This window comes from Ectopseudomonas composti, from assembly GCF_900115475.1.
Classification (GTDB): Bacteria; Pseudomonadota; Gammaproteobacteria; order Pseudomonadales; family Pseudomonadaceae; genus Aquipseudomonas; species Aquipseudomonas composti.
The window spans coordinates 30,645-57,299 of the sequence record NZ_FOWP01000017.1 but is presented as its reverse complement, the minus strand read 5'-3'; the positions used below and the strand labels follow the sequence as shown (position 1 = coordinate 57,299).

The following is a 26,655-nucleotide window of genomic DNA, read 5'->3' as shown; positions in this document are numbered from 1 at the left end:
ACTGCTTAGTCTTGTGGGCGCGATATCTCTCCACTTGAGTTTGCTCTATCCCAAGTTGAGTGGGCACTGATTGATAGTGGATAGTGTCTGCCGTAATAAGTGTCCATGATCCATACCAGGCGACGTTTTCCGAATAATTCAAAAGAGAGACGGTAGAGCAGTGCTTACTGGCACGACGCTTCGTCATATGTTCGAGAGACGCTTGGTATCGCTGAAAGTCTGTTGGGCAAGTGGAAGTGCTAGAACGAACAGCAGTGTGAGTGGTGAAAGTGTGGAGCTGCGCCAGCGGCTGGCTCAGGTCACCAGTAATGCGATGCTCTAAAGACGCTCGCCATCTCCTCACAGCCCACGGAGTCAAGTTTCGCGCTGTCGAGGCATTGGTCGGTCTCTATCCCGTAGCACTGATGTGCCGGCTGCTGTGGGTATTAAGCAACGGTTTCTATGCCTGGCAGCAGCGGCCTCCCTCGGTGTGAAAGATGGCGAGTCGGCGTCTGAGCAAGGAGAACCACACCATCTACCATGAGGTGAATGTCTGTAGGGGACGAAGTGGGCGGCTGAAACTGAGAAAATGTGTCGTCTGGTGAGGGGCTTGTATTCGACGTAGATGGGGCGAAAAGGGGGCGCCATCCCTGGCGCAATTCGATTAAGCAGTCTTTTCCGTTGCGCTTTGGCGGGCCTGTTCGATCAAGGGCTTTGGTAAAGGGAAGTACAGCGTAAAAACTGTGGTCTGATCTGCGATGCTGCTCACGCCCACGTGGCCATGGTGCAGGCTCATGATCGAACGCACGATGGCCAGGCCCAGCCCGGTGCCGCCATCAGCACGTGACCGTCCACGATCCACGCGATAGAAACGCTCGAACAGTTTGGGTAGGTGCTCGGGAGGAATGCCTGCACCTGGGTTGCTCACTGCCAGGGTGGCGTTCGTCGTGTTAGTGACGAGGTCAATATCGATTTTCGAGCCTTCCGGGCTATGGCGGATGGCGTTGGATAGCAGGTTAGAGATAGCTCTCTGTACCATCAAGCGATCGCCATTAATTGTTGCGTACCCTGATACGTTGAGTTTGATGTCCTTTTCTTCGGCCGTGAGGCTGAAAAGCTCCACTACTTTCTCTGCCTCTTCGTGCAGTGCAATTGCCTCGAAGGGGATAAGTGCTGCCGGATGGCTGACGTGGGCGAGAAACAGCATGTCCGATACGATCCGTGTGACCCGGCCGAGCTCCTCAGTGCAGTTCTCCAGCACCAGTTTGTATTCCTCTGGCGGGCGTTCCCGTGAGAGCGTCACCTGCGCTTTACCGATCAGATTGGTGATGGGGGAGCGTAATTCATGTGCCAGGTCGTCAGAGAATTGCGAAAGCTGTTGTACGCCACCGTCCAGGCGATGAAGCATGAAGTTGATGCTGTTAGCCAATTCGCGAAGCTCCTGCGGTAGGTTATCCAGTGGCAGGCGATGGCTCAGATCCTGGGTCGAGACGAGTTCTGCAACCTTGCGGAACTGATTCAGGGAGCTCAGGCCGCGATGAGCGATCCACCAGGCTCCGGCCGCGATCAGAGCCAGTACGAAGGGCAGGGCAATCAAGGTGGATTCGACATAGGCATGTAGCAGTGCTTGGTCAGCGGAGCGCTCCAGTGTAAGGACGGCGCGTATTCGTGATCCGTCCTTACGCAGAATAAGCTGCGAGGCGGTCAAGAGCTGCTTGTCCTGCGCATCTCGCCAATGTTCGAAGGCGATGGTCTCGCTGGCGTTTTCTATAAAGGAAGGTAGGGCCTCCTGTGTCTGGCCCACGCTCATGATTTCCTTGGGAGACGAGCTGTCATCATAAAGAGCGAGCGAAAGGCGATCGTGGCCCTTGATCAAATCTCTGATGTTGTGGGCCTGGTCACCGACTTCCGGGCGAGTGTTGATTTCTCTCATGCCATGGCGGATTTGCTGAAGCTTGTCCTCGAGGCTTTGCTCTGCAATGTAGTCGAGCTGCCGGCTTAACGAGAAATAAGCCAGCGCACTCAGCAGTGCAACCAGTATCAGGCCCAGTATTGCGACCGACAGGCTGAGTTGGCTTGAGAGTCTGGCAGGCCTCATTGACGAGCCTCCAGTACATAGCCGACGCCGCGCAAGGTGTGGATCAGTTTGTTCTCGAAAGGGTCGTCGATCTTGGCGCGCAAGCGGCGGATGGAAACTTCGACGACGTTGGTATCACAGTCGAAGTTCATGTCCCAGACCAGCGAGATGATCTGGGTGCGCGAGAGTACTTCGCCGCTGCGTCGCATCAGCAGGTGCAGCAGAGCGAACTCCTTGGTGGTCAGATCGATTCGTTGGCCGTTGCGATAGGCGCGGTGGCGGGCTGGATCCAGCTCAAGGTCGTCGACCTTGAGCACGTCTGGCGCGCTGACCTGTTCACCTCTTCGTAGCAGCGAGCGAACTCTGGCCAGAAGCTCGGGGAACTCGAATGGCTTCACCAGATAGTCGTCGGCACCGGAGTCGAAGCCTTTGAGCTTGTCGGCCAGGCGCCCGCGTGCCGTCAGCATCATCACAGGGGTGCGACTATTACGGCGAATGCTGGCCAGTACGCCCCAGCCATCGATCTCTGGTAAGTCGACATCAAGGATGATCAATTCGTAGGACGCCTGGGCCGCCATGTGCAAGCCGTCGACACCATTGGTGGCAATATCGACGACATAGCCGCTCTCGGTAAGTCCCTGGTGGAGATATTCGGCAGTTTTAAGCTCGTCCTCAACAATCAGGATTCGCATGTAGTAGTTGACCTTGGTGGGGGAGAGAAATTTTTATCGAGTCGCGATGATTGTTGGGCTTGGGGGCGATCGGCATTTGCGTGGCGGATGATGATCCCTGTAGTAACTACAGGGTCAAGCGGGAGCCCCCTGATTTAGAGGGCTACAGCCCCGTCCGTGTACGCCGCCGGTTGCTTTTATGATGCTTTTTATATGTCCAGTTGTAACTTTATGACTCGAATGATTGTTGCATTCGCGGCATGTTAATACAGCGTTATATGGCGTGGTTGGGCATTACGTATTTGTAATTTTGCAGTCACCTCGACGATAGGTGAGGCTCCCTAAATTCTGCACCGAATAAAGTTTTCGGAGGTTTCATGCATGTCTCCGAATTTATCCAGGTGTGGAGGAAAAGCCCTTGTCGAGGCGTTATTCGAGAATTGCTGAGGCACTTTGCCTCGCTGTTGCCTGCTCATTCATCGTGAGCCAGGCCGTGGCATCAACGCCGATCACCCTGGGCGACGCATGGGGGCAAGCATTGCAGACCAACCCGTCGTTGATGGCGGGTGATCGCAATGTCGGCATCGCAGAAGGTGAGCGTCGCCAAGCCGGTGTGATTCCCAATCCGGAGTTGTCTTGGGAGGTTGAGGACACCCGCAGTGCTACGAGAACCACGACGGTACAGATCAGCCAGCCTATCGAGCTGGGCGGCAAGCGCGGCGCCCGTATAGAAATGGCCGAACGCGGTATCGACAGTGCTGCGATCGGTCAGGAGCAACTGCGCAATGAGCTGCGTGCCGAGGTGGTAGGGGCTTTCCAAGGAGCCTTGTTGGCGAAGATGCGCCAAGAGTTGGCTGAGCAGTCACAGCGCCTGAGCGAGCGCGGCGTGGCGGTCGTCGATGCGCGCGTCAAGGCGGGCAAGGCCTCTGCCCTGGAGGCATCGCGCGCCCGGCTGCAGTACGAAGAGGTTCGACTTGAGGCCGCACGGGCTCGAGATCAGTACATCAACGCCATGAATCAGTTGCTGGCCTTGATTGGGGGGGCATCCGCCAGTGGTGAGCCTAGCCTCAGTGGCGATGTTACCGATATGCCCGCAATACCCTCCGAAGTCGCACTTCTGAGCCGCCTGGACAAAGTCCCGCAGATGCGTCTTGCCAGGGTCGAGATCGACCGGCAGGAGGCCGGAATCGCCGTTGAGAAAAGCCGGCGGATTCCCGATCTGACGGTCAGCCTCGGCAGTCAATACAGCAGTGAGGATCGTGAGCGCGTCAACCTTGTTGGTTTGTCCATGCCTCTGCCTCTGTTCGATCGCAACCAGGGCAATGTTCTGGCTGCCTCGCGGCGGGCTGATCAGGCGCGCGACTTGCGAAATGCTGCCGAGTTACGCCTACGCAGTGAGGTGCAGCAGGCCTATCAGCAGTGGCGAACGGCGCAGGGAGCAATTAGCGGCTTCGAAGGTGACTTGCTCGCGTCCGCGGACACCGCGTTGGAAAACACGACGCGTGGATTCCAGATGGGCAAGTTCGGTTTTATCGATGTGCTCGATGCCCAGCGCACATTGATCGACGTTCGCTCCCGTTACCTGCAGGCACTCGGCGAAGCACTCGATGCCTGGGTTCGCCTGGAGCGCATCTACGGCGATCTGTCTGCCCAAGCGGATAGCTACTGATTTCCTGTCACGACGATCGGCGCGATGCCGGTTACTGATCATCTTTTGGGGTTGTTCATGCAGAAGAAACTTGGTGTTGCCATCGCGGCGGCCCTGACCTTGGGGTTCGTCGGTGGTGCGTTGTTCTACAACGGCGGGCGCTATGCCGCAGAAATCGGACACATGCTTGCCAGTAACGACAGCGTTGATGCAGTCAAGGTTAGGCAGGTCAGTGAGGTCGAGGACGAACATGCCGACGATGATCATGGCGAGGCTGGCGATGATCACGGTGAGTCCGCGGGGGGGCATGCCGAAGAGGGGGGGCTGGTGCTGAGCAAGGCGCAAATAGCCGCTGCGGGCATTGAGCTCGTCGACGTACAAGCGCGAGCCATGAGCACATACATCTCTCTACCTGGCGAGGTGAATTTCGACGAGGAGCGCACGGCTCATGTCGTGCCGCCCAGCGCTGGCGTGGTCGAGCGCGTGCTGGTCGGGCTGGGGCAGAAGGTGGCTGCTGGGGATGGCCTGGCGACTATCGTCAGTCAGCAGGTTTCCGAGTTGCGCAGTGAAATGGCGGCTGCCGCTCGACGCGTTGAGCTGGCCCGCACGACCTTCGAGCGTGAACGCCAATTGTGGAAGGACGGTATTTCGGCCGAGCAGGATTATCTCCAGGCCCGGCAAACGCTACAGGAGGCCGAGATCGCTCTGGCCAATGCCCGACAGAAGGGCAAGACGATCAGCCCTCAGGGCGAGGCTGGCGAGGGCAGCCGTTACAACCTGCGTGCACCTTTTTCCGGTGTGGTGGTGGAGAAGCACCTGGTACCTGGCGAAGTCGTCAGTGAGACCAGTAATGCCTTCACGGTGGCTGATCTGAGTCGCGTCTGGGTCACCTTCAGCGTTTCCCCACGTGATCTGGAACAGGTGAAAGTCGGGCAGTCAGTACGTGTCAGTGCGCCAGAGCTGGGGCGCGAAGCTACGGGTAAGGTGGCTTACATCAGCCGCCTGCTGGGTGAGCAGACGCGGACGGCGACAGGCCGCATCGACCTGGATAACGCCGACGGCATTTGGCGTCCCGGCCTGTTCGTCTCGGTTGCCTTGGCGACTGAAAGCCATGAGGCCGCGGCCGTGGTGCCGGCTTCATCGATTCAGGATGTCGAGGACAAGACTAGTGTCTTCGTGCGTACCGCTGAAGGCTTCGAAGTGCGTCCGGTGACATTGGGCACCCGCAGCGATGGCTTCGTCGAGGTACGCGAAGGCCTGAAGTCAGGCGAACGTGTAGCTGCCACAGGCAGTTTCATCCTCAAGTCCGAACTGGGCAAAGGCAGCGCCGAACACGCGCACTGATCCTCACCGACGAGTATTTTTCATGTTTGAGCGCATCATTCAATTCGCCATAGAACAGCGCTTTCTGGTGCTGTTGGCCGTTTTGGCGATGGCCGGTGTGGGCGTGGCCAGCTATCAGAAGCTGCCGATCGACGCCGTTCCCGACATCACCAACGTCCAGGTACAGATCAGTACCGCTGCCGAGGGCTTTTCGCCGCTGGAAACCGAGCAGCGCATCACTTTCCCGATTGAAACGGCCATGGCCGGCCTGCCGCATTTGAAACAGACCCGCTCGCTGTCACGCTCGGGGCTGTCGCAGGTTACCGTGATTTTCGAGGATGGCACGGATCTGTATTTCGCCCGCCAGTTGGTCAACGAGCGCCTGCAAAGTGCCAAGGAGCAATTGCCCGAGGGGGTCGAGGCATCCATGGGGCCGATTTCCACCGGCCTGGGTGAAATCTTTCTATGGACGGTCGAGGCCGAGGAGGGTGCACTCAAGGAGGACGGTACGCCTTACACACCAACCGATCTGCGGGTGATCCAGGACTGGATCATCAAACCGCAGTTGCGCACGGTGCCTGGCGTTGCCGAAATCAACACTATTGGTGGCTTCGCCAAGGAGTTCCAGGTCGCTCCAGATCCCAAACGCCTGGCTGCCTACAAGCTGACGCTGGGTGACCTGCTGCTGGCGCTGGAGCGCAACAATGCCAACGTCGGTGCTGGCTATATCGAGCGCAATGGCGAGCAACTACTGATTCGGGCACCTGGGCAACTGAGCACGCTGGACGATATCGCTAATATCGTCGTGGCCAATGTGGACGGCACGCCCATTCGTGTCAGTCATGTGGCGCAGGTGATGTTGGGTCGTGAACTACGTTCTGGTGCTGCGACCGAGAATGGTCGCGAGGTCGTGCTGGGAACAGTGTTCATGCTGATCGGCGAGAACAGCCGCAGTGTGTCGCAGGCCGTGGCCGCACGTCTGGAGGAGATCAACCGTTCGCTGCCTGAAGGGGTGGTTGCGGTGACCGTCTATGACCGCACCAATCTGGTGGACAAGGCCATCGCCACGGTCAAGAAGAACCTGATCGAAGGGGCGATCCTGGTTATCGTCATCCTCTTCTTGTTCCTCGGTAACATCCGTGCGGCGCTGATCACTGCCATGGTCATTCCGCTGTCGATGCTGTTCACCTTCACCGGCATGTTCAGCAATAAGGTCAGCGCCAACTTGATGAGTCTGGGTGCACTCGACTTCGGCATCATCGTCGATGGTGCCGTGGTCATCGTCGAGAACGCTATTCGCCGTCTGGCTCATGCGCAGCACAGGCTTGGCCGCGAGCTGACCCGTAGTGAGCGTCTGCATGAGGTCTTCGCGGCATCCAAGGAAGCTCGTCGTGCGCTGATTTTCGGTCAGTTGATCATCATGGTGGTGTACCTGCCGATCTTCGCCCTGACCGGGGTCGAGGGCAAAATGTTCCACCCTATGGCCTTTACCGTGGTGACCGCCCTGTTCGGGGCCATGATCCTTTCGGTGACCTTCGTTCCTGCGGCCATTGCGCTATTCGTCACCGGTAAGGTGAAGGAAGAGGAAAACGCGCTGATGCGCGTTGCCCGACGCACCTACGAGCCAGTGCTGGCCTGGGTCATGCGGCGGCGTATGCTGGCCTTCAGTGCGGCTGTGGCGCTGGTTCTGTTCTCCGGTCTGCTGGCATCACGTATGGGCAGCGAGTTCGTGCCGAGTCTCAGTGAGGGGGACTTCGCGCTGCAGGCGCTGCGTGTCCCAGGTACCAGCCTGACGCAGTCGGTGGATATGCAGATGCGCCTGGAGGAGACCATTCTGGCCAAGGTGCCGGAAGTGGAGCGAGTATTCGCGCGTACCGGTACGGCGGAAATCGCCTCCGACCCGATGCCGCCGAACATTTCCGACAGCTACGTGATGCTCAAGCCGCGTGATCAATGGCCTGATCCGAAAAAGTCGCGTGAGACTCTGATCGCCGAGCTGCAGGCCGCTGCCGAGTTGGTGCCGGGCAGTAACTACGAGCTTTCGCAGCCTATTCAATTGCGTTTCAACGAATTGATATCGGGTGTGCGTAGCGATGTCGCGGTGAAGATTTTCGGCGACGATATGGACGTCCTCAATAGCACGGCAGCCGAAGTGGCCGAGACCTTGGGCGGTATTGATGGGGCGTCCGAGGTGAAGGCCGAGCAGACAACAGGCCTTCCGGTGCTGACCGTGGCCATCGACCGAGACAAGGCGGCTCGCTATGGTCTGAATGTCGGTGACATTCAGGAAACCGTCGCCGTGGCTGTCGGTGGGCGCCGCGCGGGGACGTTATTCGAGGGGGATCGCCGTTTCGATCTGGTAGTACGTCTACCGGAAAACCTGCGTACCGATATCGAGGGGCTCTCGCGACTGCTGATACCCGTTCCAGCAACGGGGGCAGCCACCAGCGTCGGCTTTATCGCGCTCTCTGAGGTGGCCAGTCTGCAACTGGCGCCAGGGCCAAATCAGGTCAGTCGCGAGAATGGCAAGCGCCTGGTTGTGGTGAGTGCCAACGTGCGGGGGCGTGACATCGGCTCCTTTGTGCAAGAGGCCGAAGAGAAGATTCGCAGCGATGTGAAGCTGCCAGCCGGTTATTGGACGACTTGGGGCGGACAGTTCGAGCAACTGCAATCGGCGGCCAAACGTCTGCAAGTGGTGGTGCCGGTTGCCCTGCTGCTGGTGTTCATGCTGCTGTTCATGATGTTCAACAACGTGCGTGATGGCTTGCTGGTGTTTACCGGTATTCCTTTTGCGTTGACCGGTGGCGTGATGGCGCTGTGGCTGCGTGACATACCGCTTTCGATCTCCGCCGGGGTGGGCTTTATTGCTCTGTCGGGGGTGGCGGTTCTCAATGGTCTGGTGATGATTTCCTTCATTCGTAATCTGCGCGAGGAGGGAATGGGGTTGCAGCAGGCCGTCACCGACGGTGCCCTGCAACGTCTGCGCCCGGTATTGATGACTGCGCTCGTTGCATCACTTGGCTTCGTGCCCATGGCTCTGGCGACTGGGACTGGGGCTGAAGTACAGCGCCCTCTGGCGACTGTGGTGATCGGTGGGATTCTGTCCTCTACCGCACTTACGCTGCTGGTGTTGCCTGCGCTCTATCGTTGGGCCTATCGGCGTGAGGAGGAGGCTGAGCTGAAAGACTGAGAGCGAGTATATCGCGGCGCTGGTGCGGAATTATTACGAACCGGCGAAGTGGCAATGGCTCAATGGGTTGGTAACGGATGGCGCGTAAGGCCTAGTTACCCGGCCCATTTCTCAACAGAGTCTGTCGAAAGCAGCCATTTGAAGGATACTGTAATCGCAAAAAATAAAAGTGATCCCGCGCCGATTGGCGCGGGATCTGAGCTGATACTAGTGTCGCTTACTGAAGCGGTAGGCCGCATTCTTCGCGAATCTGAAGCTCTAGATAGTAGTCTTCGTTCGGCACGCCGAATCTGCGTTCGAGCTCATCCAGCGCATCTTCATAGCAGGCTTCCTTTCCATAGTTCTTCGGGCGTGGCTTCGAGCTACCGAACGGGGCTTGATTTTTCTTGGGGCCGACATCGTTGCGATAGGCCACGGTATTGCCTTGAGCGTCATAGTCCAGATACCAGCCATTTTCGATTAGGTAATTCCCCTGGCGTCCCTGTCCAAGCAGCGCACCGGGAGTGTATCCGTCGACCTCATTTTGAAGGGCGCATCCATGTTCTCCACACTCCATGGTTAAAGTCCCTGCGGTGTGTTTTACAAAGCGCTCCCCTGTTTCCCGGTTGATGAATGCCATCTGCTTTTGGCTGGGCGTGTTCTTGCCCGCCGGCCGACAGTCGTAGACGGTGCGGGTTGGCAAGGAGCCATCGGCCCTTCTCAGGCCCAGAGTCGGGATCTCCATCTTGGTGTCACAGGACATAACGTTCATGGCGGGCGTGTAATCGAAGTACTCCACTTGTTCTGCGAAGGTAGGGAGGCTGCTGATCAGCCCCAGAGCTATGAGCGACTTCCTGAATATGGTCATGAGGACTCCTTTTCATTTATTTGGCCCATGTAGGTAGAAGCTGCATGGAGGCCATGTGGCGTAGGTGATTGCTGAAGAGAAAGGTGAGGGAGGGTTACTTCTTCTTTTTCTTGTAGCGAACGACGATCCGGTTGTAGGTCGGATACTTCTCGATCACGTAGTCAGGGCTGAGTGTCAGCAGGTTGTGCATGGCAATGCCGGTGGCCGTGAGCAATCCCAAGGCACCCGTAACACCCCCCGCGAAACTGCCTGCTGCCAAGCCAATGCGACCGGCTGTGTAAACGCGGCAGGTCAGCCCAGTGACCTCAATCTTGTTTTCGACCAGGCGAACGGCTTCGAGCAATTTGCCGCTGAGGCCTACGACCTCGAAGGACTCCTTGCGGCTGATGAGTTGAGGAAGTTTGGCGGTGGCCAGGTCATCAAAAGTGAGTTGCGTCATTTCAGTACTCCCTGTGCGATCAAAGAAATGGGTCGTAAATACCGTGGTCGTTTTAGCAGCATAACGAAACGATTCGCGGCATGCCAAGAATCTCCGCGACTCAAGATCAAGACCAAAGCCTGATACGTCTGGGAAAGGCTGTGCGTGCCCGTAGAGCGCAGCAGGCCTTCTCCCAAGAAGCGCTTGCTGATGCGGCTGGGATTGACCGTTCGCATATGGGGAAAATTGAGCGGGGAGAGCGCAACGTGACATTTCTGAACATTGCGCGGATTGCTCATGCTCTGGGCTGCAAACCTTCGGATTTACTTCTGGATGCAGACCTCTAGGTAAGGGCTATCGCCCGTGGTTAGGCGGACGGTTCGAGCTGTTGGGATTGGGCTTCGAGCTTCTCGGCGAGTGTTTGGGTGTGAACGGTGCTGTCGGGTTTCGACGCGGTGGGCTGACCCTCCGGAAAGAACTCTTCAGCAATGGCGCTGCTGTCCTCGCCGTCGTCCTCGAAGATGCCGTTACCCAGACCGACACGCGCAGTGGCATCCAGCGCGACCTGATCAAAGCCCGCTGCCTGACGCGTCTCATCCAGCTCCCGCGCAGTGAGCAACGCTTGCTCCACGGTCATGCCGCCGCGCAGCGTCAGATCGACGTAGAAGATCGGCGTGCCGTGGCTCTGCCGGGTGGATTTGCCACGTAAACGCAGCTCCAGCGGCAGGCACGCCAGGCGATCACCTGATATGGCCCGGAAGTACTGCAAACGGGCGATTAGCGTGCGGATGCTGTTGAAACCGGTGGTGCGAAACACGAAGCTGCCCAGGGCATCCTCATCGCCGATCACTACGTTCATGCGCCCGTAGGGCTTGCAGGCATTGCCCTTGGCCAGGGGGCAGGCATCGGGCGAGGGGCAGGGCAGCGATTGAACGCCGTCCTTGCTGATGCGCTTGCAGGTCTCACCGTTGCCGACACATACCGGTCGACCGTTCTGCCGATCAAACAGGGTGTAATTAGCGCGGAAATTCAGCTCCGGTTCGTTGAACAACAAGCGCACAGGAATGCTACGCAGCTTGTCGTCCTTACCCTGACGAAGCTCGTCATTGAGCGGATGCAGAAGCCAGCCGTCCTTGCCCTGCACCTGAGAGGTGATGGTGAATTGGTCGTCTTTCTCCGGCAGGCGCTTGCCGTTTTTCTCGACGACCTTTCCGATGGAAATACGCCCGAGCACGGGCGGGGTAATTGCCAGACCTTTGAGCATGATGGCGCTCCTTGAAAGCAAAAAAGGCCAGCCACACAGCGTGAGCTGCATGGACTGGCCAAGGGGAGGGATTGAGTGGAAGAGGGTGATCAGCCGATCAGAAAGCGCCGGCTACCTTCCTTGAGTTTTGGATAGCGGGCCTGTAGGTAGGGCTTTTCCTGGAGCAGGCGCTCGACATCAAGCACGGTACTGTCCTTGGCTTTGCGCCAGCTCACGTAGCCGCTGGAGAACTCGGCCCGGGTGGATTCACCCATGGCTTGCTGCAGCATCTGCTTGAGCTCGGCCTCGCGTTTCTCCTTATCGGAGATCGATTGGCGTACAGCCTTCAACTCCAGGAATGCAGCAGCCAGGCCGGCATTGCCACTGAGATCGACGACCTGACCGTTGTCCTGTGGATACAGGCAACGCAGCGCCAGTTCGGCCGAGGCAGTGCCGTCGACAGGCGGTGGCGTATCGGTTTCAACGTACTGCCAGAAACGGCGCTCCAACTCGATCAGGCGAGCAATCATCTGCTCGTCCCGTTCGATGCGATGGATCTCCAGCGTCTGGCCACCGAGCAACACCGCTACATCCGCCGCCTGCTTGCCGGTGACGGCGAGCTGGTGCATCACCTGCAACTGCACATATTCGGGGACGCCTTCTTTCCAGAGGCGTGCCCCGTTTATGCCGGCTGTCTTGCATTCGAGGATCTGCACCTCATCTGTACCAATCACCTCGCGATCAATGTTGGCCAGCATCCAGGGCAACTCCGGATTGGGATGCTGCAGCACGGCGTTGATGCGACGTACCTTGTGCTTCGTGCGTTTGCTGTAATGCCAGGCCACGATGGGCTCCAGCACGTTGCCCCAGTAGGCCGGGCTTTCTTCGTCGTGCGGGTCGGTCTTCGGCAGGTTGCTGTCGCGGCCGGTTTTCTCCAGCCACAGCTCCAACTGGGATTTGTAGGGATTGAGACCGACCGCTGCTGCTGCATCCGAACTGCCGATGCCTTGCTTGCGGATCTGCAGCCAGTCCTCGCGCGGTAGTTCCTTGGTGCTGACCAGGCGCAGGGCAGGGCGTTTATTGCTGGTGATGCCATTCAATGACGTTGCTTTCATGGTGTTCACCTCGCGGACACAAAAACGCCCGATCAGCGCTGATCTGACCGGGCGTCATGGAGTGGATGAAATGGAGAAAGAGGAGGATCAGGCGACCATTTGCAGGGCCGCATCCAGCGCGCGTTGCTTGACCTGCGCGCCTTGGCCAAACCAGGCCGAGTCGAGGCGGTACTCAGTGCTGCGAGCACGACGTTCATGGTCGACGTATTCGGTCACCGCGTTGAGCAGACCCCAGGCAGTGCCACGAGCCGACTCTAGATCCGAGCCACGGCCACGCCCTTCGTACAGTTCCTGAACGCGGCGCAGAGCGCGCTCGTTGGGCAACTGCTCGGGCAACTGGCCGGTCGGGCTGACCTCGCACAGCACATTCATGAAATAGCCCAGCGCCTCATGCCACTGCACCTTGCGCTCAGCCAACGCGCGCATGCGGTACATGAAGTCGTCCCATTGCGAGACGGCGATGCCGAGTTGCTTCTTCACCACCTTCGGATCGAAGCGCGTGTTGTGTGGCACCCTGATTGCGCGACTGGTGCCGTCCAATGCCACTGTCAGGGTGTTGTTGCACACCACGCGCACGGTGGTCGGTGTCGCTGTGGTAGCCAGGGTGCCGTCACAGGACGTCGCCAGCAGCAGGTAGCCGTTGACCTGGTCATTACCCTTGATGGCGGTTTCTTGCCCGGTACGCGCCAGTGCCCAGAACTTGCGGCCACCCTTGAGCACGCCAGCGGTTTCCAGCTCGTAGCCGGAGACCTCGGTCAGATCGCGGTAGAACTCCAGCACCTCGCGAGGCTGCACGGTGTGATAGCGACTGGAGACCACTGACAACGGTGCCTTGGTGTCGGAGCGATAGAGCACCTTCTGTTCGGGGAAGGAATGGATCGTGCCCAGGTGGCCGACGGCATCGGATTTGAAATGCACGGGGCTTTCCTGGATCTGCCAGTCCATACCGGCTTCACGTTGCCAGATTTCGATGGGCTGTTTGCGCGGCAGGCTGTTGCCCAGACCGTGCCAGGGAGTCGCGCCGACGTAGGCCATTTGTTCGACTTGATGAGCCATGATGAATTTCCTTTGGGTGCGCGCCGGCATAAAGCGCTGCGCATGGCGCAGCACCGGCAATCAGAGATGAGTGAGAGAAGTAGGTGTCTGGATCAGACCGGCTGATTGAAGCGGTGACCGCAGCTCAGACAGAAGTTGTGGGCCAGCACATGACGGTCGAGTTTTTCGCCAAGCTGAGCGCCCATCGCGCAGCCTCCAGCAGCGCCAACCAGGCCACTGAGAATGGCCGATGACAGGGCATTGAGATTTACGTTGGGAGGTTTGGCGAGATCGCTACTGGTAACAGTCGGGCCAGTGAGCAGGATGGTGCCTGCGCCACGCAGCGCACCGCCCAGCATGCCGATGAAGGCAGCAATCCGCATGGCGGTGAGGTGCGTAGAGACCTGAGGAGAGCCGCAGCTCGGGCAGTGCAATGACATGGTTGAAGACTCCATGGTGGGGATGTCATTGCTGTGATGTGTGACTGAGATTTTTTGGAGCTGGATTTACGGTGGTGGTAGGGCTATTGACTCAAAAGCTGTTGGCCATGTATGCCGTAGTGGCATATGGCTTCTGCGTACCGCTGATCCTGCTATGCTGGCTCCTCACATCCCTTGGCTCGAGCGCCAGGGACAGTTGCTTAGGAGGAGCCATGTCGGAAACCGTAAACGTTGGTGAGATTGCTGAGAAGCTTTCAGTTGATATATTTGGCAGCTTTTTCTGGCAAATGAAGGATAAATGGAACGAGAATTTTAACTGCCACTGTCCTGCTCACTTGGGTAGTGATGGCAAACCAAAGACTCAACATCCTGGTGATGCGATTTTCTATTACGAAGATCCCTATCTCGGGAGCACGATCTATCTTCACACTGACCTGAAAGCCTACAAGAAAGAGAGTATCGGGAAGCAAAAGCTTCGCGACGCCTTCAAGTCCTTGGCTGTTACTGTCGAATGCGCTAGGGATTCGGAATCTTGGCGAAGTAGTTTCGCGATTACTGACTGCGATAACTATGAAGTTCGAGGTCTTCTCTTTGTGCACAACCATGATCATGGGTATGAAAAGCCATTTTACGGCCTGATCGAGAAAATTGGTTTTGACTCGATTCCCATACCGCCCAATGTCTATCTTCACTACCTTGGGCCACATGACATCAATCGTTTGTTTACCATCGCCAACGATATGATTCGCCTGACTAGCCAGAAGAAAATGTCTAGCGAATACACCTTCTATTATCCCGACCTTGTATTGCGTCGGCGGCAAGGGGATGTATGGGGGCAGCCCGCAACCATCGAAGCGCTTACCAGTCCTTACCTGATTGTTCAGCATAAAGGTACGGACAAGACCGAGCCAGGCTACGTGGTGTACTACAACCGTCCCGGTGCCTCGCATACTGAGTTTGAATATTTTTTAGACAGCCTTTCGCGATATCAGATGTTGGAGTCAGGCAAGTCAGTTCAAATTCGAGTCACAGTGCCAAATGCTGACCCTCAAATGGTGGCAAACTTCAAAGCGGCCAAAGAGAGGTACGCCAAGGCTTGGGGCTTCGATCCGATTCGAGAAACTGTCTTGAACGCGATCAGTTTTGAGGCAGTTACCGCAGTGACGGACTCGTACAATCCAGGTTGGATGGGGTGGCGCAATTGAAAAAAAGAACATTCGGCCCGGCCATGTACTACGCATCGGATAAAAATGTCTTTGATGCACTGATTCAACACCGAGTGGATGCCCCTACCTTGGCGGTGCTGTTCGAGCGACGTAACATGATTGTTTCCAAAAAGACCCCAAGAGACGATCTGGCAGAGTATTTCTCCCGCCTTCCTCATGACTACTATGATCATCGGATAATATCGGAGAAATTGGGGGTTCTTCCTCGCAGGGAGCGCACTACCTCTATGGATCTTGTTGGAGCCATTGATCCCGAGGAGCTTAAGTTTGCGCTTGAGGCTATTAAGAAGGAAATCATTGCCAATGGTGATGTCGCCCACATTGTTAGGAGTGGTAATGATTTTACGCTGAAAGTCCAGTATTCGCTCATTGATTACAAAAAAACCGAATTTGCACAGCAGCAAATCAAGGATGGTGTGGTTGAGTTTATTAAGAGCGCTGACGGCTACCTGATCAACAACGCGCAAAATGAATTCATGAACACTGTGCGCGATGAGATCGTTGCAAAGGTAGACACGCTAGTACCTGATGATATTGAACGTATCACGGTTAACCTGTATGACGTAATTAATCCTAAGATGAGGACGCGCTTCTTCATTGATCTTAGTACAAGCTTGGATGGCTTTAGTCGTCGTGATGTATCTGACGTATATGTATATAAGCCGAAGCTGGACGCCGATGATGAAGAATTAGCATCCGATGAGCATGAGACGCATATCGAAAAAGTATTGCTTAAGGGTAATGGTGTTACTCGTTCGTCCTTGCTCCTTGATCTCGTGGATGAAGATGCATTCTATATTTTTAAGATGTGTTGGACTGCGCAGCGCACTCTTGGGAATGGAGATGTAATTAGTGTGGAGGTTTTGTTCGCAGATCCCAAGAATTGCATGGATTTCTCGATCTTAGTCAAGTCGGTATACCCTTATGTAGACGGCAAAGTGGGGAAAAAACGCGCGCCCTTGAAGTCTGAAATCGACTCGATGTCTAGGTTGATTGAAAAGGCCGCGCGTGAGCAGATGCAGAAACTTAAGGCGGAATGCACTCAAGGAGGTGATCAAGTATGATCTCACGCTACAAGTGGTACCAGGTGCGTCTACCTTGCTCTGTAGCCGAGTTCTTTACCAAGTTACGAGCCGTAGGATACGACAGTGCAGGCACTGCGGGCTTTTTGACTAGCGAAAGCGAGTCATCTTTTCGCTACATTTGGCCATCTACTATCAACGCTGTCCGTCTAGACAGTGAAGGGAACGCTGAGTATCAGCAGATCATCACCGTCAACTCTCAGTCTATTATTGTGCTTAACGAACGATCCACAATTTTTCGATTTGAGAGTCCGGCAAGGTCAATACGTGAAGTCCTGAACGCCTTGGAGAATGCGATAGGGTTTGGCTTTGCTTGTGAGCAGATAGTCATCAGCGATGCTCTGGTACAAACGGCACTAGAAAGTGCCACTAGAAAAGTTCTGAACAGTTTAAAAGTGTCGGGTGCGATCCCGAAGGCCAATTCCCTTGCTCGGATTGAGTTGGTATCTAAAGAGGGCATCAATACAGAAAATATTAAACTACTAGGGATGGCTGATTTTTTGGTTGATGCAGCCTCCTACGAGGTCACCTACAAAGGGGTTAAGGGGCAGATAGGATTTTCACGATCAGCAGCCTGTAAGATCAGCGGCCCACTTACACCATTCATCCTGAGCAATATTGAGAGAGCTCTGCAGGCGCAGTGCTAGCTTGGCTTCAATCAGTAGTCGCCTTTTGAACAGCATATCGAAGCGACGTTTATTTCGCGTTTTCTCGCATGGCTGACGTCGATAAGTTTCCGGTAGCTGTGTCCTGAATATGCTCACTCTACTAGGCTGTCACTGACTTGATGTAGTCAGTACTATTATAGTTCGCCACGAACCTCGCCCTTGTCGATGTGTGTACTGATAAGTTCAGATTCCCAGCCGCGTTCATTTGACGCGGTACTGGCCACTGAGTGCATGCCATGGCTGACTAGGCGTCCCTCGAGCCCATGCGTTCTAGTGCTATATTCGCCGCCTGCCTGTTGCTGTGGATACGATCTGCGGGCGCAGTGCCGACTACAGGCTTTTGCCGTTATCCGTCAGTGTGTCTGCATTGGTATTTGTACAAAATACTGCCCAGTCGGTCATCAATTCTCTACGTTTATCTAGAAAGTCCGAACGAGAGTAGGCAGCCTCTGTTTGGTCTCGCTCATCATGAGCCAGCGCAAATTCGCATACCTCTCTAGGGTAGTGAGTGTTTTCGCTTGCCCAGTCCCTGAAGGTAGAGCGGAAGCCGTGTCGGGTGATGTCTGCATGGCCGAGTTTGTGCAGCAGGTTGCGAACTGCGTTGGCGTGGATCACGCCGGTCTTTCCTTGTCCAGGGAACACGTAGGGCGAGTTCGTGGTTGGCATATCTCGAAGCATGCTTACCGCAGCTTCAGGCAGCGGAATGACAAAGGCTTTTCGCATCTTCATGCGTGCGGCAGGTAGTGACCATATGCCTGCTTCTAGGTCGAGCTCAGACCATTGAGCGAAGCGGATCATGTGGGAGCGGGCGCCAGTCAAGATCAATAGGCGCGTAGCAATAGCATCTCGGCCTGGGGCTTGAGCGAGTTTTTCCATCAGGCTTGGTAGTTCTTTCCAGTGCATGGCCGGAAAGTGGGTGCGCTGACGAGCCTTCTTTTTTTCCGCCTTGCTCAGAAGATTATCCAGGTGACCGCGCCAGCGAGCTGGGTTGTCACCTGAGCGTAGGCCGCGAGTCTTGGCCGCGTCCAAGATCTGCTCGATCTGGCCACGGACTTCGTCTGCTGTACGGGTCTTGGTTGCCCAGATCGGGCGTAAAACACTCACCACTTGTTCGGTTTTGATCGCATCCGCCGAGAGCATCCCTATGGTAGGGAATGCGTAGAGCTCCAGTTTCCTTAACCAGCCTTTACGCCATTTCTCTGACCAGGAGGCGCCATGAGCGTTTTGGTGCTCTTGAGCGAGGTCTTTGAAGGTTATACGGCTGGCATCGGCTTGGCGCTGCGCTTCGCGCTTGGCCTCTCGTTCTGCGTCCCGGGTGCCTAGTGGGTCAGAGCCGTTTGCCAGTACCTTACGTTGGTCAGCGGCCAGTTGCCGGGCCGCGCTCAAGGTGATGGTGGGGAAGGGGCCTAGGCCCATTTCACGGCTGCGGCCATCCCGCTTGTAGCGAAATATCCAGCTGGAGACTCCGCTTTTTGAAACCTGAAAGTACAGGCCTTCGCCATCACTGCTCTTCCCTGGTACTGCAGCCTTGGCGAGAGATTCGGCTGTTTTGCTTGTGAGCTTACCCATTATGTCTTCCTTTTGACCCACACTCTGACCCACACCTTTATGTGGGATTCAGTGGATTCTCATCGGACGTTATGGGAGGGATGGTACGCTGCAGGCCTTGTGAATTCTAGCGTGTGAGATCTTGCTGGATTTCTTCGGGCAATAAAAAAGCCGGCTTGTGGCCGGCTTTTAGGAGGTGGTCAGGGCTTATTTTTGGTAAGCCGCGACTGCCTTATGAATCAGGCCGCGGGCTTCTTCAGCGCCGCCCCAGCCTTCTACCTTGACCCACTTGCCCTTCTCCAGATCCTTGTAGTTCTCGAAGAAGTGCTTGATCTGCTCAATCAGCAGCGCGGGCAGGTCGGTGTATTCCTGAACGTCCTTGTACAGAACGGTCAGTTTGTCGTGCGGAACCGCAACCAGCTTGGCGTCGCCGCCGGCTTCGTCGCTCATGTGCAGTACGCCGACCGGACGGGCGCGGATCACCGAACCCGGCGCGACCGGATAAGGCGTCACGACCAGCACGTCGAGGGGGTCGCCATCGTCAGCCAGGGTGTGCGGGATGAAACCGTAGTTGGCCGGGTAGAACATCGGGGTGGCCATGAAACGATCGACCATCAGGCAATCGGTGTCGTGGTCGATTTCGTATTTGATCGGCGCATGGTTGGCCGGGATTTCGATGGCAACGTAGATGTCGTTCGGCAGGTCTTTACCAGCCGGGATCTTGCTGTAGCTCATGGGGGAAACTCCCAGGGAGGGCCAAAAAAGTGGGGCGCATTATAGGCGTAATCGCAATGCGTTACTACGGCGGCCTACTCAGCCATTGGTCGCGTTTTCGACCGCCCTGTAGTCGGGGTGTTCCGCCTGCAGACGCTGCAATCGCGCCAGGCTGTCCTGGCGGTAGAACTGCGCCAGCTGCCGGTAGACCTCGGGAAAGGCTTCAGCCAGCAGGTCCGGTGCGCTGAAGAAGTATTCGCTGGTGACCGCGAAGAACTCGGCGGGGTCTTCGGAGGCGTAGGGGTCGATAGCCGTTTCGGCCTCGGGATTGGCGTCCAGCTCGGCGTTCAGCGCGTCATAGGCGCTCTGCATGGCGCTGGCCCAGTCCTGCACGCGCATATCGCGGTGCAGCGGCGGCAGGCCATTGGCGCCGCCTTCGAGCATGTCCAGCTTGTGCGCCAGTTCATGGATCACCAGGTTGTAGCCCTCCCAGCCGCCGCTGGCTTCGACGCCCGGCCAGGCAAGGATCACTGGACCTTGTTGCCAGGCTTCGCCGCTGCGGGCGTCGTCCCATTCGTGTTCGATGCCACTGGCGTCGCGATGGCGCTGCGGGCTGAGAAAGTCATCCGGATAGAGAACGATCTCGTGAAAACCCTGATACCAATCCAGATCGCCCAGGTGCAGCAGGGGCAATTGTGCCTGGGCCGCCAGCAACAATCGCTCGACCGGACCGAGTTCGAGGCCGGGCAGGGCGGTCAGGTGCTTTTCATGCAGAAACAGCACAGCGCGCTCGCGCAGTTGCTGCTCTTCGCGTTCGGTGAAGCCATCGAGAATGGGCAGGCGCCTGCGTACCTCGGCCCAGTGGGCGGGATCGACAGGGTTGTTTTCGAGGGTGCGACGACGGCGCCAGGCCTTGAAGGACCACATGCATGCGGGCTCGTTGGGAGGACCCGGCAACCATAAGGGCGTCAGACGCTCGCGACAAGTCGGCACAAAGGCTGCAGTGGTGTTTACAGCTTCGCTGCAGCAGGAGGGCTGAGCATGGCGCTGCAACTGCTGGAACATCCCGGAATCAGCCTGGCGTCCGGCGTCGGACTGGACTTGCCGCACCAGGCTGCACGGGCTCGGGCGATGTGGTTGGCCGGTCGCCAGCAGCGTCCGCCGTTGCTGCTGGTGGTGTTGCTTTGGGCGCGCCACTGCCCTGATGTGGTGCAAAGTCTGGAGCTTTACCTTGACGCGCTGTTCGCCGACTTTCGCTGCACACCGCAGGGCTGGAGCGAAACCCAGGCGGCACGGCAGGTGCTGGCAGCGTTGAATCTGCAGCTGTTTCGTCGCCAGCAGTCGGGACAGGATGTCGCCGAATTGCACGCCGGTGTGCTGCTGATCCAGGGCGATGAACTGCAATTTCTGCAGGCGGGCAGCGTTGGCCTGGCGCGGGCGGAGGAAGGCGCCTTGCACATCCTGACGGGGCGTGAAGGTCAGGCTCTCGGCACCCAGGCTGAGCTGGCGCTGGTCCAGCACAGCCTACTGCCAAGCCGTGGCGAGCATTTGCTGCTGGCGCCGCAGCCCTTGCTCGATGTCAGCGAGCTGCGCACGCTGTGCAGCCAGGTGGATATACCACTGGGCGAGCTGGTGCAGCCACTTTTGCAGGCGCCCGGGGCCGGGGTGCTGCTGCGAGTATGTGAGCACCGGTGTCATACGCCCGCGTTACCCAGCCCGCTACGCTCGGCACTGACGCCGGTCGTCAGTGGCCAGCTAGTCGATGGCTGGACGCTCTTGCGCGAATGCGCTTACGGCCCGCCTGGGCGGATGTTTGTCGGGCGTGATGAGGCCGGGTGCGAGGCAGTGCTCTGGTTCTCCGAGGCGGATGCCGACGAGGCCTTCTGGCAGCGCGAGTGGGCCTTGCGCCGCAGCCCGCAGAAGGCCCTGCCACAGGTGCTGTCGCCGCGGCAGACACGCAGTCATGCCTACCTGGTACTGGCCAAACCACCCCGCGGCATGCGCAATCTGTTCGATTGGGTGGCCGCCTACGGTGTGCCCGACACACCGACGCTGATGGGGATAATGACGCAACTGATTGCCGCCGTGCGCTCGCTGCAGCGCCGCGGCATGCAGGGCCTGTGGCTGAGTCCCAGGCAGATTCTGCTCGGTGACGACGGACGGGTACTGTTGCTGCCTGGTGCAGTCGCCATCCTGCCCGGTGTGGCGCGCCAGCCTCTGCCTGAGCAGGCGGTGCCTTTGGCTCCGGAGCTGCGCAGCGGCCGTGCGCTTGATGGTCGTGCCGACCAGTTCGCCCTGGCGGCGCTGCTCTACTGGCTGATGTGTGGGCAATGGCCGGAGGCGGCACGTAGCGATGTCGGCCCTGGCCACTGCTATGTGCCGCTGGCGACCTTTGCCGTGCATGTGCCGCAAGGTTGGGACGGTGTGCTCGCCCGTGCCCTGGCGCCGCAACCGCAGGCGCGCTTCGAGGCATTGTCGGAGTTTCAGCTGGCCTTGCAGCAACCCTTGCAGGCTCGTCGCAGCCAGGCGCTGCTACGCGCACCCTTGCGGTCGGCACGCTTGGCTGCGCTGGGGCTGGTCACGCTGCCGCTACTGCTGGGGCTGCTGCTCAGTCTTGGCGGCTGACGGGCAACCGCCGTGTCGGCCGATCGATCAGTCGGAGTTGATGGGCAGTACGTAGTTCTTGAACTGCTCGTCCTCGACGAAGCCGATGGACTCGTAGACCTTCTGTGCCACCTCGTTATCGCGACTGGTGGCTACGCGCATGCGCACGGCGTTGGTTTCCTTGGCCATCTGCTTGGCGGTGTGTAGCAGGCGATCAGCCACCAGTTGGCGGCGAGCATCTTCGGCCACATAGATGTCGTTGAGAATCCACACGCGCTTGAGCGACAGCGAGGAGTAGCTGGGGTAGAGCTGGCAGAAGCCGAGCAGCTTGTCTTCGTCGTCGGCCAGGGCCAGGTAGATCACCGACTCCTTGCGGCGCAGGCGCTTCTCGAGGAATTTGCGTGACGACTCGGGGTAGGGCAGTTCGTTGTAGAACTCACGGTATTTGACGAACAGCGGGGTCAACAGGTCCAGGTGCTCCAGGGTGGCTTGGACTATGCGCATGGTGGGCCTCGGCTTCTCTCTGTAGTGGGGCAGGAGTGGCGATGCAGCTGTTGTGCCAGCGGGTCAGCCGATGCTGCCTCAAAGCCAGTTGAAAGCGCAATCCAAGCAAGCGTTTGATTTTATCGTGGCCGAGCAACTTGGCATTCGTCCACCTGTCTGAACTGAGCGCAGCAGTCGCCTGGCGGGCGCTGTGCTAACCTGCCGCCATCGCTTCACGCCCGGTTATTGGGCTTGTTCAGAGGTCATTCATGCACATTCATATTCTCGGCATCTGCGGCACCTTCATGGGTTCGCTCGCGGTGCTGGCTAAAGAGCTCGGCCATCGCGTCACCGGCTCCGACGCCAATGTTTACCCGCCCATGAGCACTCAGTTGGAAGCCCAGGGCATCGAGTTGATGCAGGGCTTTGACCCGGCGCACCTGCAGCCGGCGCCCGATCTGGTGGTGGTGGGTAATGCCATGAGCCGTGGCAACCCGGCGGTGGAATACGTGTTGAACAAGGGCCTGCCCTATGTGTCCGGCCCGCAGTGGCTGGCCGACCACGTGCTGCAGGGTCGCTGGGTGATGGCGGTGGCCGGCACCCATGGCAAGACCAGCAGTTCGAGCATGCTGGCCTGGGTGCTGGAGCATGCCGGCATGAGCCCGGGCTTTTTGATCGGCGGTGTGCCGCAGAACTTTGGCATCTCCGCACGCCTGGGCGACACGCCGTTCTTCGTGGTCGAGGCCGACGAATACGACAGCGCTTTCTTCGACAAGCGCAGCAAGTTCGTCCACTACCGCCCGCGTACGGCCATCCTCAACAATCTGGAGTTCGACCACGCGGACATCTTCCCGGACCTGGCAGCCATCGAGCGGCAGTTCCACCATCTGGTGCGCATCATTCCCAGCGAAGGCCTGGTCATTCATCCGGCCAGTGAAACGGCGCTGGCGCGGGTGATCCAGATGGGCTGCTGGACGCCGGTGCAGACCACCGGTGAGGGTGGCCAGTGGCAGGCGCGTCTGCTCAGCGCGGATGGCTCGCGCTTCGAGGTGAGCTTCGACGGCAAGGTCGAGGGCACCGTGGCGTGGAACCTGACCGGCCAGCACAACGTCGCCAACGCCCTGGCCGTGCTCGCCGCGGCGCGCCATGTTGGCGTGGTACCGGCGCTGGGCATCGAGGCGCTGGGCCAGTTCATCAACGCCAAGCGGCGTATGGAGAAGGTCGCCGAGGTGGCGGGTGTGACCGTATTCGACGACTTCGCTCACCACCCGACCGCCATTGCCACCACCCTGGATGGCCTGCGCAAGCGCGTCGGCGACGGTACCCAGGTGATCGCAGTGATCGAGCCGCGCTCCAACTCGATGAAGCTCGGCGCCCATCGCGACGGCCTGGCCGAGTCCGCCGAACAGGCCGATGCGGTGTTCTGGTATGCACCACCGAATCTGGGCTGGGACCTGGCTGCCACCGTCGCCGGGGCGAGCAACCCGACCCAGGTGTGCGATTCGCTGGAGTCGATCATCGACGGCGTCAAGGCGCTGGTGCGGCCTGGTACCCAGGTAGTGATCATGAGCAACGGCGGCTTCGGCGGCCTGCATGGCAAGCTGGCCAAGGCCCTTTCATAAAGAGCCGAAATTCGCGCTCAAAGCGTCGCGAGCGCAGATTAGCATTAGGGCGGGTGGAACCCGCCACAGATCAAGAACCGGCGGGTTGCACCCGCCCTACGGAGCATCCATGAGCGGCCCCGAACGAATTACCTTGGCCATGACCGGCGCCTCCGGCGCTCAGTACGGCCTGCGTCTGCTCGACTGCCTGGTGCAGGAAGATCGCGAGGTGCACTTCCTGATCTCCAAGGCTGCGCAATTGGTGATGGCCACCGAGACCGACGTGGCGCTACCGGCCAAACCGCAGTCCATGGCCCAGTTCCTCACCGAATACACCGGCGCGGCGCCTGGGCAGATCCGCGTCTATGGCAAGGAAGACTGGATGGCCCCGGCGGCCTCCGGCTCTGGTGCGCCAACCGCGATGGTGGTGGTACCGTGCAGCACCGGCACCTTGTCGGCGATCGCTGCGGGGGCCTGCAACAACCTGATCGAACGCGCCGCCGACGTGGCGCTGAAGGAGCGCCGCCAGCTGATTCTGGTGCCGCGTGAGGCGCCGTATTCGAGCATCCATCTGGAGAACATGCTCAAACTGTCCAACCTCGGCGTGACCATCCTGCCGGCCTCTCCTGGCTTCTATCACCAGCCGCAGACGCTGGATGACCTGGTGGATTTCGTCGTCGCGCGTATCCTCAATTGCCTGAATATCCCCCAGGACATGCTGCCGCGTTGGGGCGAGCATCATTTGGTGTCGGATGACTAGCAGCGTGCGCCTGCTCTTATGCGCCGTGGCGCTGCTGAGCCTGAGCGGCTGTGCCACCGTGCGCACGCTGGATGCGGCCAAGCCTGGTGCGCCGGTGGTCTATGCCGGCACGCGACTGGATTGGTATGCGATCAATGGCGGCTGCTGCCCGCTGGATCGTTTCGGTGCCGAGGCGCCTCGTTATGCGGGGCTGGACCTGCCGGCCAGTGCGCTGCTCGATACTCTGCTATTACCCTTTTCCCTGGCCGCCGCGCTGGGGGTGAGCCTGGGTGTCAGCGGCGGGTTGTAGGCCGGATGCAATCCGCGATGGTGCCATGATTTCGTAGGGTGCGCTGTGCGCACCGAATCTCGGCTGCAGTGGTGCGCCCTAAGGTTGTCGGCTGGGATGTCATCCGGGAAAGCCCGGTGCGCGCGGCGCACCCTACATGTACGTGACGCCGTTCAGCAGGGTTCGGTTTCCACTTCCTGGCACACGTCTATCCACTCGGCATCCACCAGTTCGGCCATGCGCTGCGGGGTGATGCGCACGGCGCTGTGAGTAGCACCGGCAGCTGGCAGCACCTCGTCGAAGGCCAGCAGCGAGCGGTCGCAGTAGACGCTGAGCGGTGTAGCTAGGCCGAATGGGCAGACGCCGCCCACTGGGTGGCTGGTCAGCTCGATCACCGTTTGCGCATCGAGCATGCGCGACTTGGCGCCGAAGCATTCCTTCATCTTGCGGTTGTCGATGCGCGCGTCGCCGCGGGCGACGATCAGTACGTCGCGTTCGGCGATGCGAAAGGCCAGGGTCTTGGCGATCTGTCCCGGCGATACGCCATGCGCCTCGGCAGCCAGCGCCACGGTGGCGGTGCTGGACTGCAGCTCGATGATCGCGATGTCGGGCGCCTTGGCGGCGAAGAAGGCGCGTACAGAGGCCAGGCTCATGAAGCGGTTCCCCAGGGCTGTCGAGGTGAAACACGACGCGGCGGCCAGTCTGGTGCTGGTCTGGCGCAGCGCCTTCATGGCGCTGGCGTGGTCGTGAGCACGGCGAAAAACAAGCGGCCATGCTCGCGCTGCATGACCAGCACGTCAAGGCCTGATGGCGTCAGGTTGCCAGCAGATGTGTTGTTTTCGCTGCCTCATCGAGCCCGTAGCGACCTTTTTCATCTCGCGTTACCCGGCCCATGGCTACGTCCGGGTCATGGGTGAACACCAGCCGGCCACCTCGGGCAAACAGATCGCTGAGTAGCGCTTCCTTCTCCTCGATCAGGCCTTCGGGGAAGCGGTCGTAACCCATGGTGATTGGCAGGTGCACCCAGGGCGCGCCAGGGATCAGGTCACCGGGAAATACCACCGGCCCGCCCGGCATGGCCACTTCCGGTAGCAGTTGGCCGGGCGTGTGGCCGTCGCTCCAGTGCAGGCGCCAGTCGGGGCCGAGCTGGTCGCAGTGGTCAGTTTCGTCGATCAGCAGCAGGCGGCCGCTGTTTTCCAGCAGGTCGAGCATTTCCGGGATGTAGGAAGCGCGGTCGCGAGCGTGTGGCTGGCGTGCGCGCTGCCATTGTCTGCGCCCCGTGATGAATCGTGCATTGGGGAACAGCAGGCGTGGAGGCTGGCCCTCCTGCCAGGCGGCAAGCAGACCGCCAGCATGGTCGAAGTGCAAGTGGGTGAGCACCACTATATCGATATCGGCATCGCTCAGGCCCGCGGCGGCGAGGCTGTCGAGCAGCACGTGGCGATCTTCCTGCACGCCGAAGCGCTGCTTGAGCTCTGGACTGAAGAAGGCGCCGATGCCGGTTTCGACCAGGATGTTGCGCTCGTCCTCCTGCACCAGCAGGGCGCGGCAACCGAGGTCGATACGGTTCAGTTCGTCGGCCGACATCCAGCGCTGCCAGAGGGCCTTGGGCGCGTTACCGAACATGGCGCCGCCATCGAGTTTCTGGCTGTTGCCGGTCAGGGTGGTCAGGGTTCGCATGGGGCTTCTCTTGTTCTTGTCCGTTCGTGGTGATT

At 58.8% G+C, this 26,655-nt stretch carries 25 protein-coding genes and 1 pseudogene; 11 read left to right on the top strand and 15 right to left on the bottom strand.

Going from position 1 to position 26,655, the window contains the following annotated elements; all coding sequences use genetic code 11:
* Positions 1 to 643: 643 nt before the first annotated feature.
* On the bottom strand, positions 644 to 2,077 hold the full coding sequence (locus BM059_RS22990) for a heavy metal sensor histidine kinase (protein ID WP_074941493.1): 1,434 nt from the start codon (positions 2,075 to 2,077) through the stop codon (positions 644 to 646).
* Positions 2,074 to 2,748 carry a heavy metal response regulator transcription factor gene (locus BM059_RS22985; protein ID WP_003464910.1) on the bottom strand — a complete coding sequence of 225 codons (675 nt, stop codon included), beginning with the start codon at positions 2,746 to 2,748 and terminating at the stop codon, positions 2,074 to 2,076. The genes BM059_RS22990 and BM059_RS22985 overlap by 4 nt, the downstream gene beginning before the upstream one ends.
* A gap of 397 nt (positions 2,749 to 3,145) precedes the next feature.
* On the opposite strand from BM059_RS22985, the gene BM059_RS22980 reads away from it, so the two are divergent.
* From BM059_RS22980 to BM059_RS22970, 3 genes are read left to right on the top strand one after another with little or no spacing between them, the layout of a single operon-like run.
* Positions 3,146 to 4,396 (top strand): TolC family protein, encoded by a 1,251-nt coding sequence (locus tag BM059_RS22980; RefSeq protein WP_074941492.1) that lies wholly within the window; start codon positions 3,146 to 3,148, stop codon positions 4,394 to 4,396.
* 57 nt (positions 4,397 to 4,453) lie between these two features.
* Positions 4,454 to 5,719, top strand: coding sequence for an efflux RND transporter periplasmic adaptor subunit (locus tag BM059_RS22975; RefSeq protein ID WP_074941491.1), 1,266 nt, complete (start codon positions 4,454 to 4,456; stop codon positions 5,717 to 5,719).
* Between the two features lie 22 nt (positions 5,720 to 5,741).
* Positions 5,742 to 8,888: a CusA/CzcA family heavy metal efflux RND transporter gene (locus tag BM059_RS22970; RefSeq protein ID WP_074941490.1), complete on the top strand. Its 3,147-nt coding sequence runs from the start codon at positions 5,742 to 5,744 to the stop codon at positions 8,886 to 8,888.
* Between the two features lie 217 nt (positions 8,889 to 9,105).
* On the opposite strand, the gene BM059_RS22965 is transcribed toward BM059_RS22970, so the two are convergent.
* Both BM059_RS22965 and BM059_RS22960 read right to left on the bottom strand, forming a co-directional pair.
* Complete coding sequence (locus tag BM059_RS22965) at positions 9,106 to 9,735, bottom strand: hypothetical protein (protein WP_074941489.1); 630 nt, start codon at positions 9,733 to 9,735, stop codon at positions 9,106 to 9,108.
* Between the two features lie 94 nt (positions 9,736 to 9,829).
* Entirely contained in the window at positions 9,830 to 10,174 is a 345-nt protein-coding gene (locus BM059_RS22960) for a hypothetical protein (protein ID WP_074941488.1), read from the bottom strand.
* An 80-nt stretch (positions 10,175 to 10,254) separates the two neighbouring features.
* Between BM059_RS22960 and BM059_RS22955 the strand changes: the two genes are divergently transcribed.
* Positions 10,255 to 10,500, top strand: coding sequence for a helix-turn-helix domain-containing protein (locus tag BM059_RS22955; protein WP_074941487.1), 246 nt, complete (start codon positions 10,255 to 10,257; stop codon positions 10,498 to 10,500).
* A gap of 20 nt (positions 10,501 to 10,520) precedes the next feature.
* On the opposite strand, the gene BM059_RS22950 is transcribed toward BM059_RS22955, so the two are convergent.
* The 4 genes from BM059_RS22950 to BM059_RS22935 all read right to left on the bottom strand — a co-directional run bounded on the left by BM059_RS22950 (position 10,521) and on the right by BM059_RS22935 (position 13,986).
* Positions 10,521 to 11,417 carry a recombination directionality factor gene (locus BM059_RS22950; RefSeq protein WP_074941486.1) on the bottom strand — a complete coding sequence of 299 codons (897 nt, stop codon included), beginning with the start codon at positions 11,415 to 11,417 and terminating at the stop codon, positions 10,521 to 10,523.
* A gap of 89 nt (positions 11,418 to 11,506) precedes the next feature.
* Positions 11,507 to 12,511 carry a YqaJ viral recombinase family nuclease gene (locus BM059_RS22945; RefSeq protein WP_074941485.1) on the bottom strand — a complete coding sequence of 335 codons (1,005 nt, stop codon included), beginning with the start codon at positions 12,509 to 12,511 and terminating at the stop codon, positions 11,507 to 11,509.
* A gap of 87 nt (positions 12,512 to 12,598) precedes the next feature.
* Positions 12,599 to 13,567 (bottom strand): DUF932 domain-containing protein, encoded by a 969-nt coding sequence (locus tag BM059_RS22940; RefSeq protein ID WP_074941484.1) that lies wholly within the window; start codon positions 13,565 to 13,567, stop codon positions 12,599 to 12,601.
* A gap of 92 nt (positions 13,568 to 13,659) precedes the next feature.
* On the bottom strand, positions 13,660 to 13,986 hold the full coding sequence (locus BM059_RS22935) for a hypothetical protein (RefSeq protein WP_074941483.1): 327 nt from the start codon (positions 13,984 to 13,986) through the stop codon (positions 13,660 to 13,662).
* A gap of 212 nt (positions 13,987 to 14,198) precedes the next feature.
* On the opposite strand from BM059_RS22935, the gene BM059_RS22930 reads away from it, so the two are divergent.
* The 3 genes from BM059_RS22930 to BM059_RS22920 are packed head-to-tail and all read left to right on the top strand — an operon-like array spanning position 14,199 to position 16,941.
* Complete coding sequence (locus tag BM059_RS22930) at positions 14,199 to 15,191, top strand: PD-(D/E)XK nuclease domain-containing protein (RefSeq protein WP_074941482.1); 993 nt, start codon at positions 14,199 to 14,201, stop codon at positions 15,189 to 15,191.
* A complete protein-coding gene (locus BM059_RS22925) occupies positions 15,179 to 16,276 on the top strand; it encodes a hypothetical protein (protein WP_208606124.1) in 1,098 nt (365 codons plus the stop codon). The genes BM059_RS22930 and BM059_RS22925 overlap by 13 nt, the downstream gene beginning before the upstream one ends.
* A complete protein-coding gene (locus BM059_RS22920; RefSeq protein ID WP_074941481.1) occupies positions 16,273 to 16,941 on the top strand; it encodes a hypothetical protein in 669 nt (222 codons plus the stop codon). The genes BM059_RS22925 and BM059_RS22920 overlap by 4 nt, the downstream gene beginning before the upstream one ends.
* Before the next feature lie 49 nt (positions 16,942 to 16,990).
* Here the strand turns inward: BM059_RS22920 and BM059_RS25690 are convergent.
* From BM059_RS25690 to BM059_RS22905, 4 genes and pseudogenes are all read right to left on the bottom strand, one after another.
* Positions 16,991 to 17,281, bottom strand: a pseudogene (locus tag BM059_RS25690) (integrase); the annotation flags it as partial.
* An 11-nt stretch (positions 17,282 to 17,292) separates the two neighbouring features.
* Positions 17,293 to 18,531, bottom strand: a complete 1,239-nt coding sequence (locus BM059_RS22915; protein ID WP_074941480.1) for a tyrosine-type recombinase/integrase — start codon at positions 18,529 to 18,531, stop codon at positions 17,293 to 17,295.
* A gap of 186 nt (positions 18,532 to 18,717) precedes the next feature.
* A complete protein-coding gene (ppa, locus tag BM059_RS22910; RefSeq protein WP_036998302.1) occupies positions 18,718 to 19,245 on the bottom strand; it encodes an inorganic diphosphatase in 528 nt (175 codons plus the stop codon).
* Between the two features lie 78 nt (positions 19,246 to 19,323).
* A complete protein-coding gene (locus BM059_RS22905; protein WP_074941479.1) occupies positions 19,324 to 20,151 on the bottom strand; it encodes a M90 family metallopeptidase in 828 nt (275 codons plus the stop codon).
* A 114-nt stretch (positions 20,152 to 20,265) separates the two neighbouring features.
* Here BM059_RS22905 and BM059_RS22900 point away from each other — a divergent pair, with 114 nt between their 5' ends.
* Positions 20,266 to 21,849 carry a serine/threonine-protein kinase gene (locus tag BM059_RS22900; protein WP_074941478.1) on the top strand — a complete coding sequence of 528 codons (1,584 nt, stop codon included), beginning with the start codon at positions 20,266 to 20,268 and terminating at the stop codon, positions 21,847 to 21,849.
* Positions 21,850 to 21,876: 27 nt separating this feature from the next.
* Here the strand turns inward: BM059_RS22900 and BM059_RS22895 are convergent, their stop codons facing one another.
* Positions 21,877 to 22,332 carry a GNAT family N-acetyltransferase gene (locus BM059_RS22895; protein WP_036998299.1) on the bottom strand — a complete coding sequence of 152 codons (456 nt, stop codon included), beginning with the start codon at positions 22,330 to 22,332 and terminating at the stop codon, positions 21,877 to 21,879.
* 248 nt (positions 22,333 to 22,580) lie between these two features.
* Here BM059_RS22895 and mpl point away from each other — a divergent pair, with 248 nt between their 5' ends.
* From mpl to BM059_RS22880, 3 genes are all read left to right on the top strand, one after another.
* Positions 22,581 to 23,933 carry a UDP-N-acetylmuramate:L-alanyl-gamma-D-glutamyl-meso-diaminopimelate ligase gene (gene mpl / locus BM059_RS22890; protein ID WP_074941477.1) on the top strand — a complete coding sequence of 451 codons (1,353 nt, stop codon included), beginning with the start codon at positions 22,581 to 22,583 and terminating at the stop codon, positions 23,931 to 23,933.
* Between the two features lie 109 nt (positions 23,934 to 24,042).
* On the top strand, positions 24,043 to 24,672 hold the full coding sequence (gene ubiX / locus BM059_RS22885) for a flavin prenyltransferase UbiX (RefSeq protein WP_003463066.1): 630 nt from the start codon (positions 24,043 to 24,045) through the stop codon (positions 24,670 to 24,672).
* Entirely contained in the window at positions 24,665 to 24,961 is a 297-nt protein-coding gene (locus BM059_RS22880) for a YceK/YidQ family lipoprotein (RefSeq protein WP_074941476.1), read from the top strand. The genes ubiX and BM059_RS22880 overlap by 8 nt, the downstream gene beginning before the upstream one ends.
* A gap of 152 nt (positions 24,962 to 25,113) precedes the next feature.
* On the opposite strand, the gene BM059_RS22875 is transcribed toward BM059_RS22880, so the two are convergent.
* Positions 25,114 to 25,593: a YbaK/EbsC family protein gene (locus BM059_RS22875; protein ID WP_074941475.1), complete on the bottom strand. Its 480-nt coding sequence runs from the start codon at positions 25,591 to 25,593 to the stop codon at positions 25,114 to 25,116.
* A gap of 160 nt (positions 25,594 to 25,753) precedes the next feature.
* Complete coding sequence (locus tag BM059_RS22870; RefSeq protein ID WP_074941474.1) at positions 25,754 to 26,620, bottom strand: MBL fold metallo-hydrolase; 867 nt, start codon at positions 26,618 to 26,620, stop codon at positions 25,754 to 25,756.
* Positions 26,621 to 26,655 lie beyond the last annotated feature (35 nt).

What these genes read in the sequence shown, in the direction of transcription:
- BM059_RS22990 (WP_074941493.1), bottom strand. Translation starts at nt 2,077, where the DNA reads ATGAGGCCTGCCAGACTCTCAAGCCAACTCAGCCTGTCGGTCGCAATA.
- BM059_RS22985 (WP_003464910.1), bottom strand. Translation starts at nt 2,748, where the DNA reads ATGCGAATCCTGATTGTTGAGGACGAGCTTAAAACTGCCGAATATCTC.
- BM059_RS22975 (WP_074941491.1), top strand. Translation starts at nt 4,454, where the DNA reads ATGCAGAAGAAACTTGGTGTTGCCATCGCGGCGGCCCTGACCTTGGGG.
- BM059_RS22970 (WP_074941490.1), top strand. Translation starts at nt 5,742, where the DNA reads ATGTTTGAGCGCATCATTCAATTCGCCATAGAACAGCGCTTTCTGGTG.
- BM059_RS22965 (WP_074941489.1), bottom strand. Translation starts at nt 9,735, where the DNA reads ATGACCATATTCAGGAAGTCGCTCATAGCTCTGGGGCTGATCAGCAGC.
- BM059_RS22960 (WP_074941488.1), bottom strand. Translation starts at nt 10,174, where the DNA reads ATGACGCAACTCACTTTTGATGACCTGGCCACCGCCAAACTTCCTCAA.
- BM059_RS22955 (WP_074941487.1), top strand. Translation starts at nt 10,255, where the DNA reads ATGCCAAGAATCTCCGCGACTCAAGATCAAGACCAAAGCCTGATACGT.
- BM059_RS22950 (WP_074941486.1), bottom strand. Translation starts at nt 11,417, where the DNA reads ATGCTCAAAGGTCTGGCAATTACCCCGCCCGTGCTCGGGCGTATTTCC.
- BM059_RS22945 (WP_074941485.1), bottom strand. Translation starts at nt 12,511, where the DNA reads ATGAAAGCAACGTCATTGAATGGCATCACCAGCAATAAACGCCCTGCC.
- BM059_RS22940 (WP_074941484.1), bottom strand. Translation starts at nt 13,567, where the DNA reads ATGGCTCATCAAGTCGAACAAATGGCCTACGTCGGCGCGACTCCCTGG.
- BM059_RS22935 (WP_074941483.1), bottom strand. Translation starts at nt 13,986, where the DNA reads ATGTCATTGCACTGCCCGAGCTGCGGCTCTCCTCAGGTCTCTACGCAC.
- BM059_RS22930 (WP_074941482.1), top strand. Translation starts at nt 14,199, where the DNA reads ATGTCGGAAACCGTAAACGTTGGTGAGATTGCTGAGAAGCTTTCAGTT.
- BM059_RS22920 (WP_074941481.1), top strand. Translation starts at nt 16,273, where the DNA reads ATGATCTCACGCTACAAGTGGTACCAGGTGCGTCTACCTTGCTCTGTA.
- BM059_RS22915 (WP_074941480.1), bottom strand. Translation starts at nt 18,531, where the DNA reads ATGGGTAAGCTCACAAGCAAAACAGCCGAATCTCTCGCCAAGGCTGCA.
- ppa (WP_036998302.1), bottom strand. Translation starts at nt 19,245, where the DNA reads ATGAGCTACAGCAAGATCCCGGCTGGTAAAGACCTGCCGAACGACATC.
- BM059_RS22905 (WP_074941479.1), bottom strand. Translation starts at nt 20,151, where the DNA reads ATGTGGTCCTTCAAGGCCTGGCGCCGTCGTCGCACCCTCGAAAACAAC.
- BM059_RS22900 (WP_074941478.1), top strand. Translation starts at nt 20,266, where the DNA reads ATGGCGCTGCAACTGCTGGAACATCCCGGAATCAGCCTGGCGTCCGGC.
- BM059_RS22895 (WP_036998299.1), bottom strand. Translation starts at nt 22,332, where the DNA reads ATGCGCATAGTCCAAGCCACCCTGGAGCACCTGGACCTGTTGACCCCG.
- mpl (WP_074941477.1), top strand. Translation starts at nt 22,581, where the DNA reads ATGCACATTCATATTCTCGGCATCTGCGGCACCTTCATGGGTTCGCTC.
- ubiX (WP_003463066.1), top strand. Translation starts at nt 24,043, where the DNA reads ATGAGCGGCCCCGAACGAATTACCTTGGCCATGACCGGCGCCTCCGGC.
- BM059_RS22880 (WP_074941476.1), top strand. Translation starts at nt 24,665, where the DNA reads ATGACTAGCAGCGTGCGCCTGCTCTTATGCGCCGTGGCGCTGCTGAGC.
- BM059_RS22875 (WP_074941475.1), bottom strand. Translation starts at nt 25,593, where the DNA reads ATGAGCCTGGCCTCTGTACGCGCCTTCTTCGCCGCCAAGGCGCCCGAC.
- BM059_RS22870 (WP_074941474.1), bottom strand. Translation starts at nt 26,620, where the DNA reads ATGCGAACCCTGACCACCCTGACCGGCAACAGCCAGAAACTCGATGGC.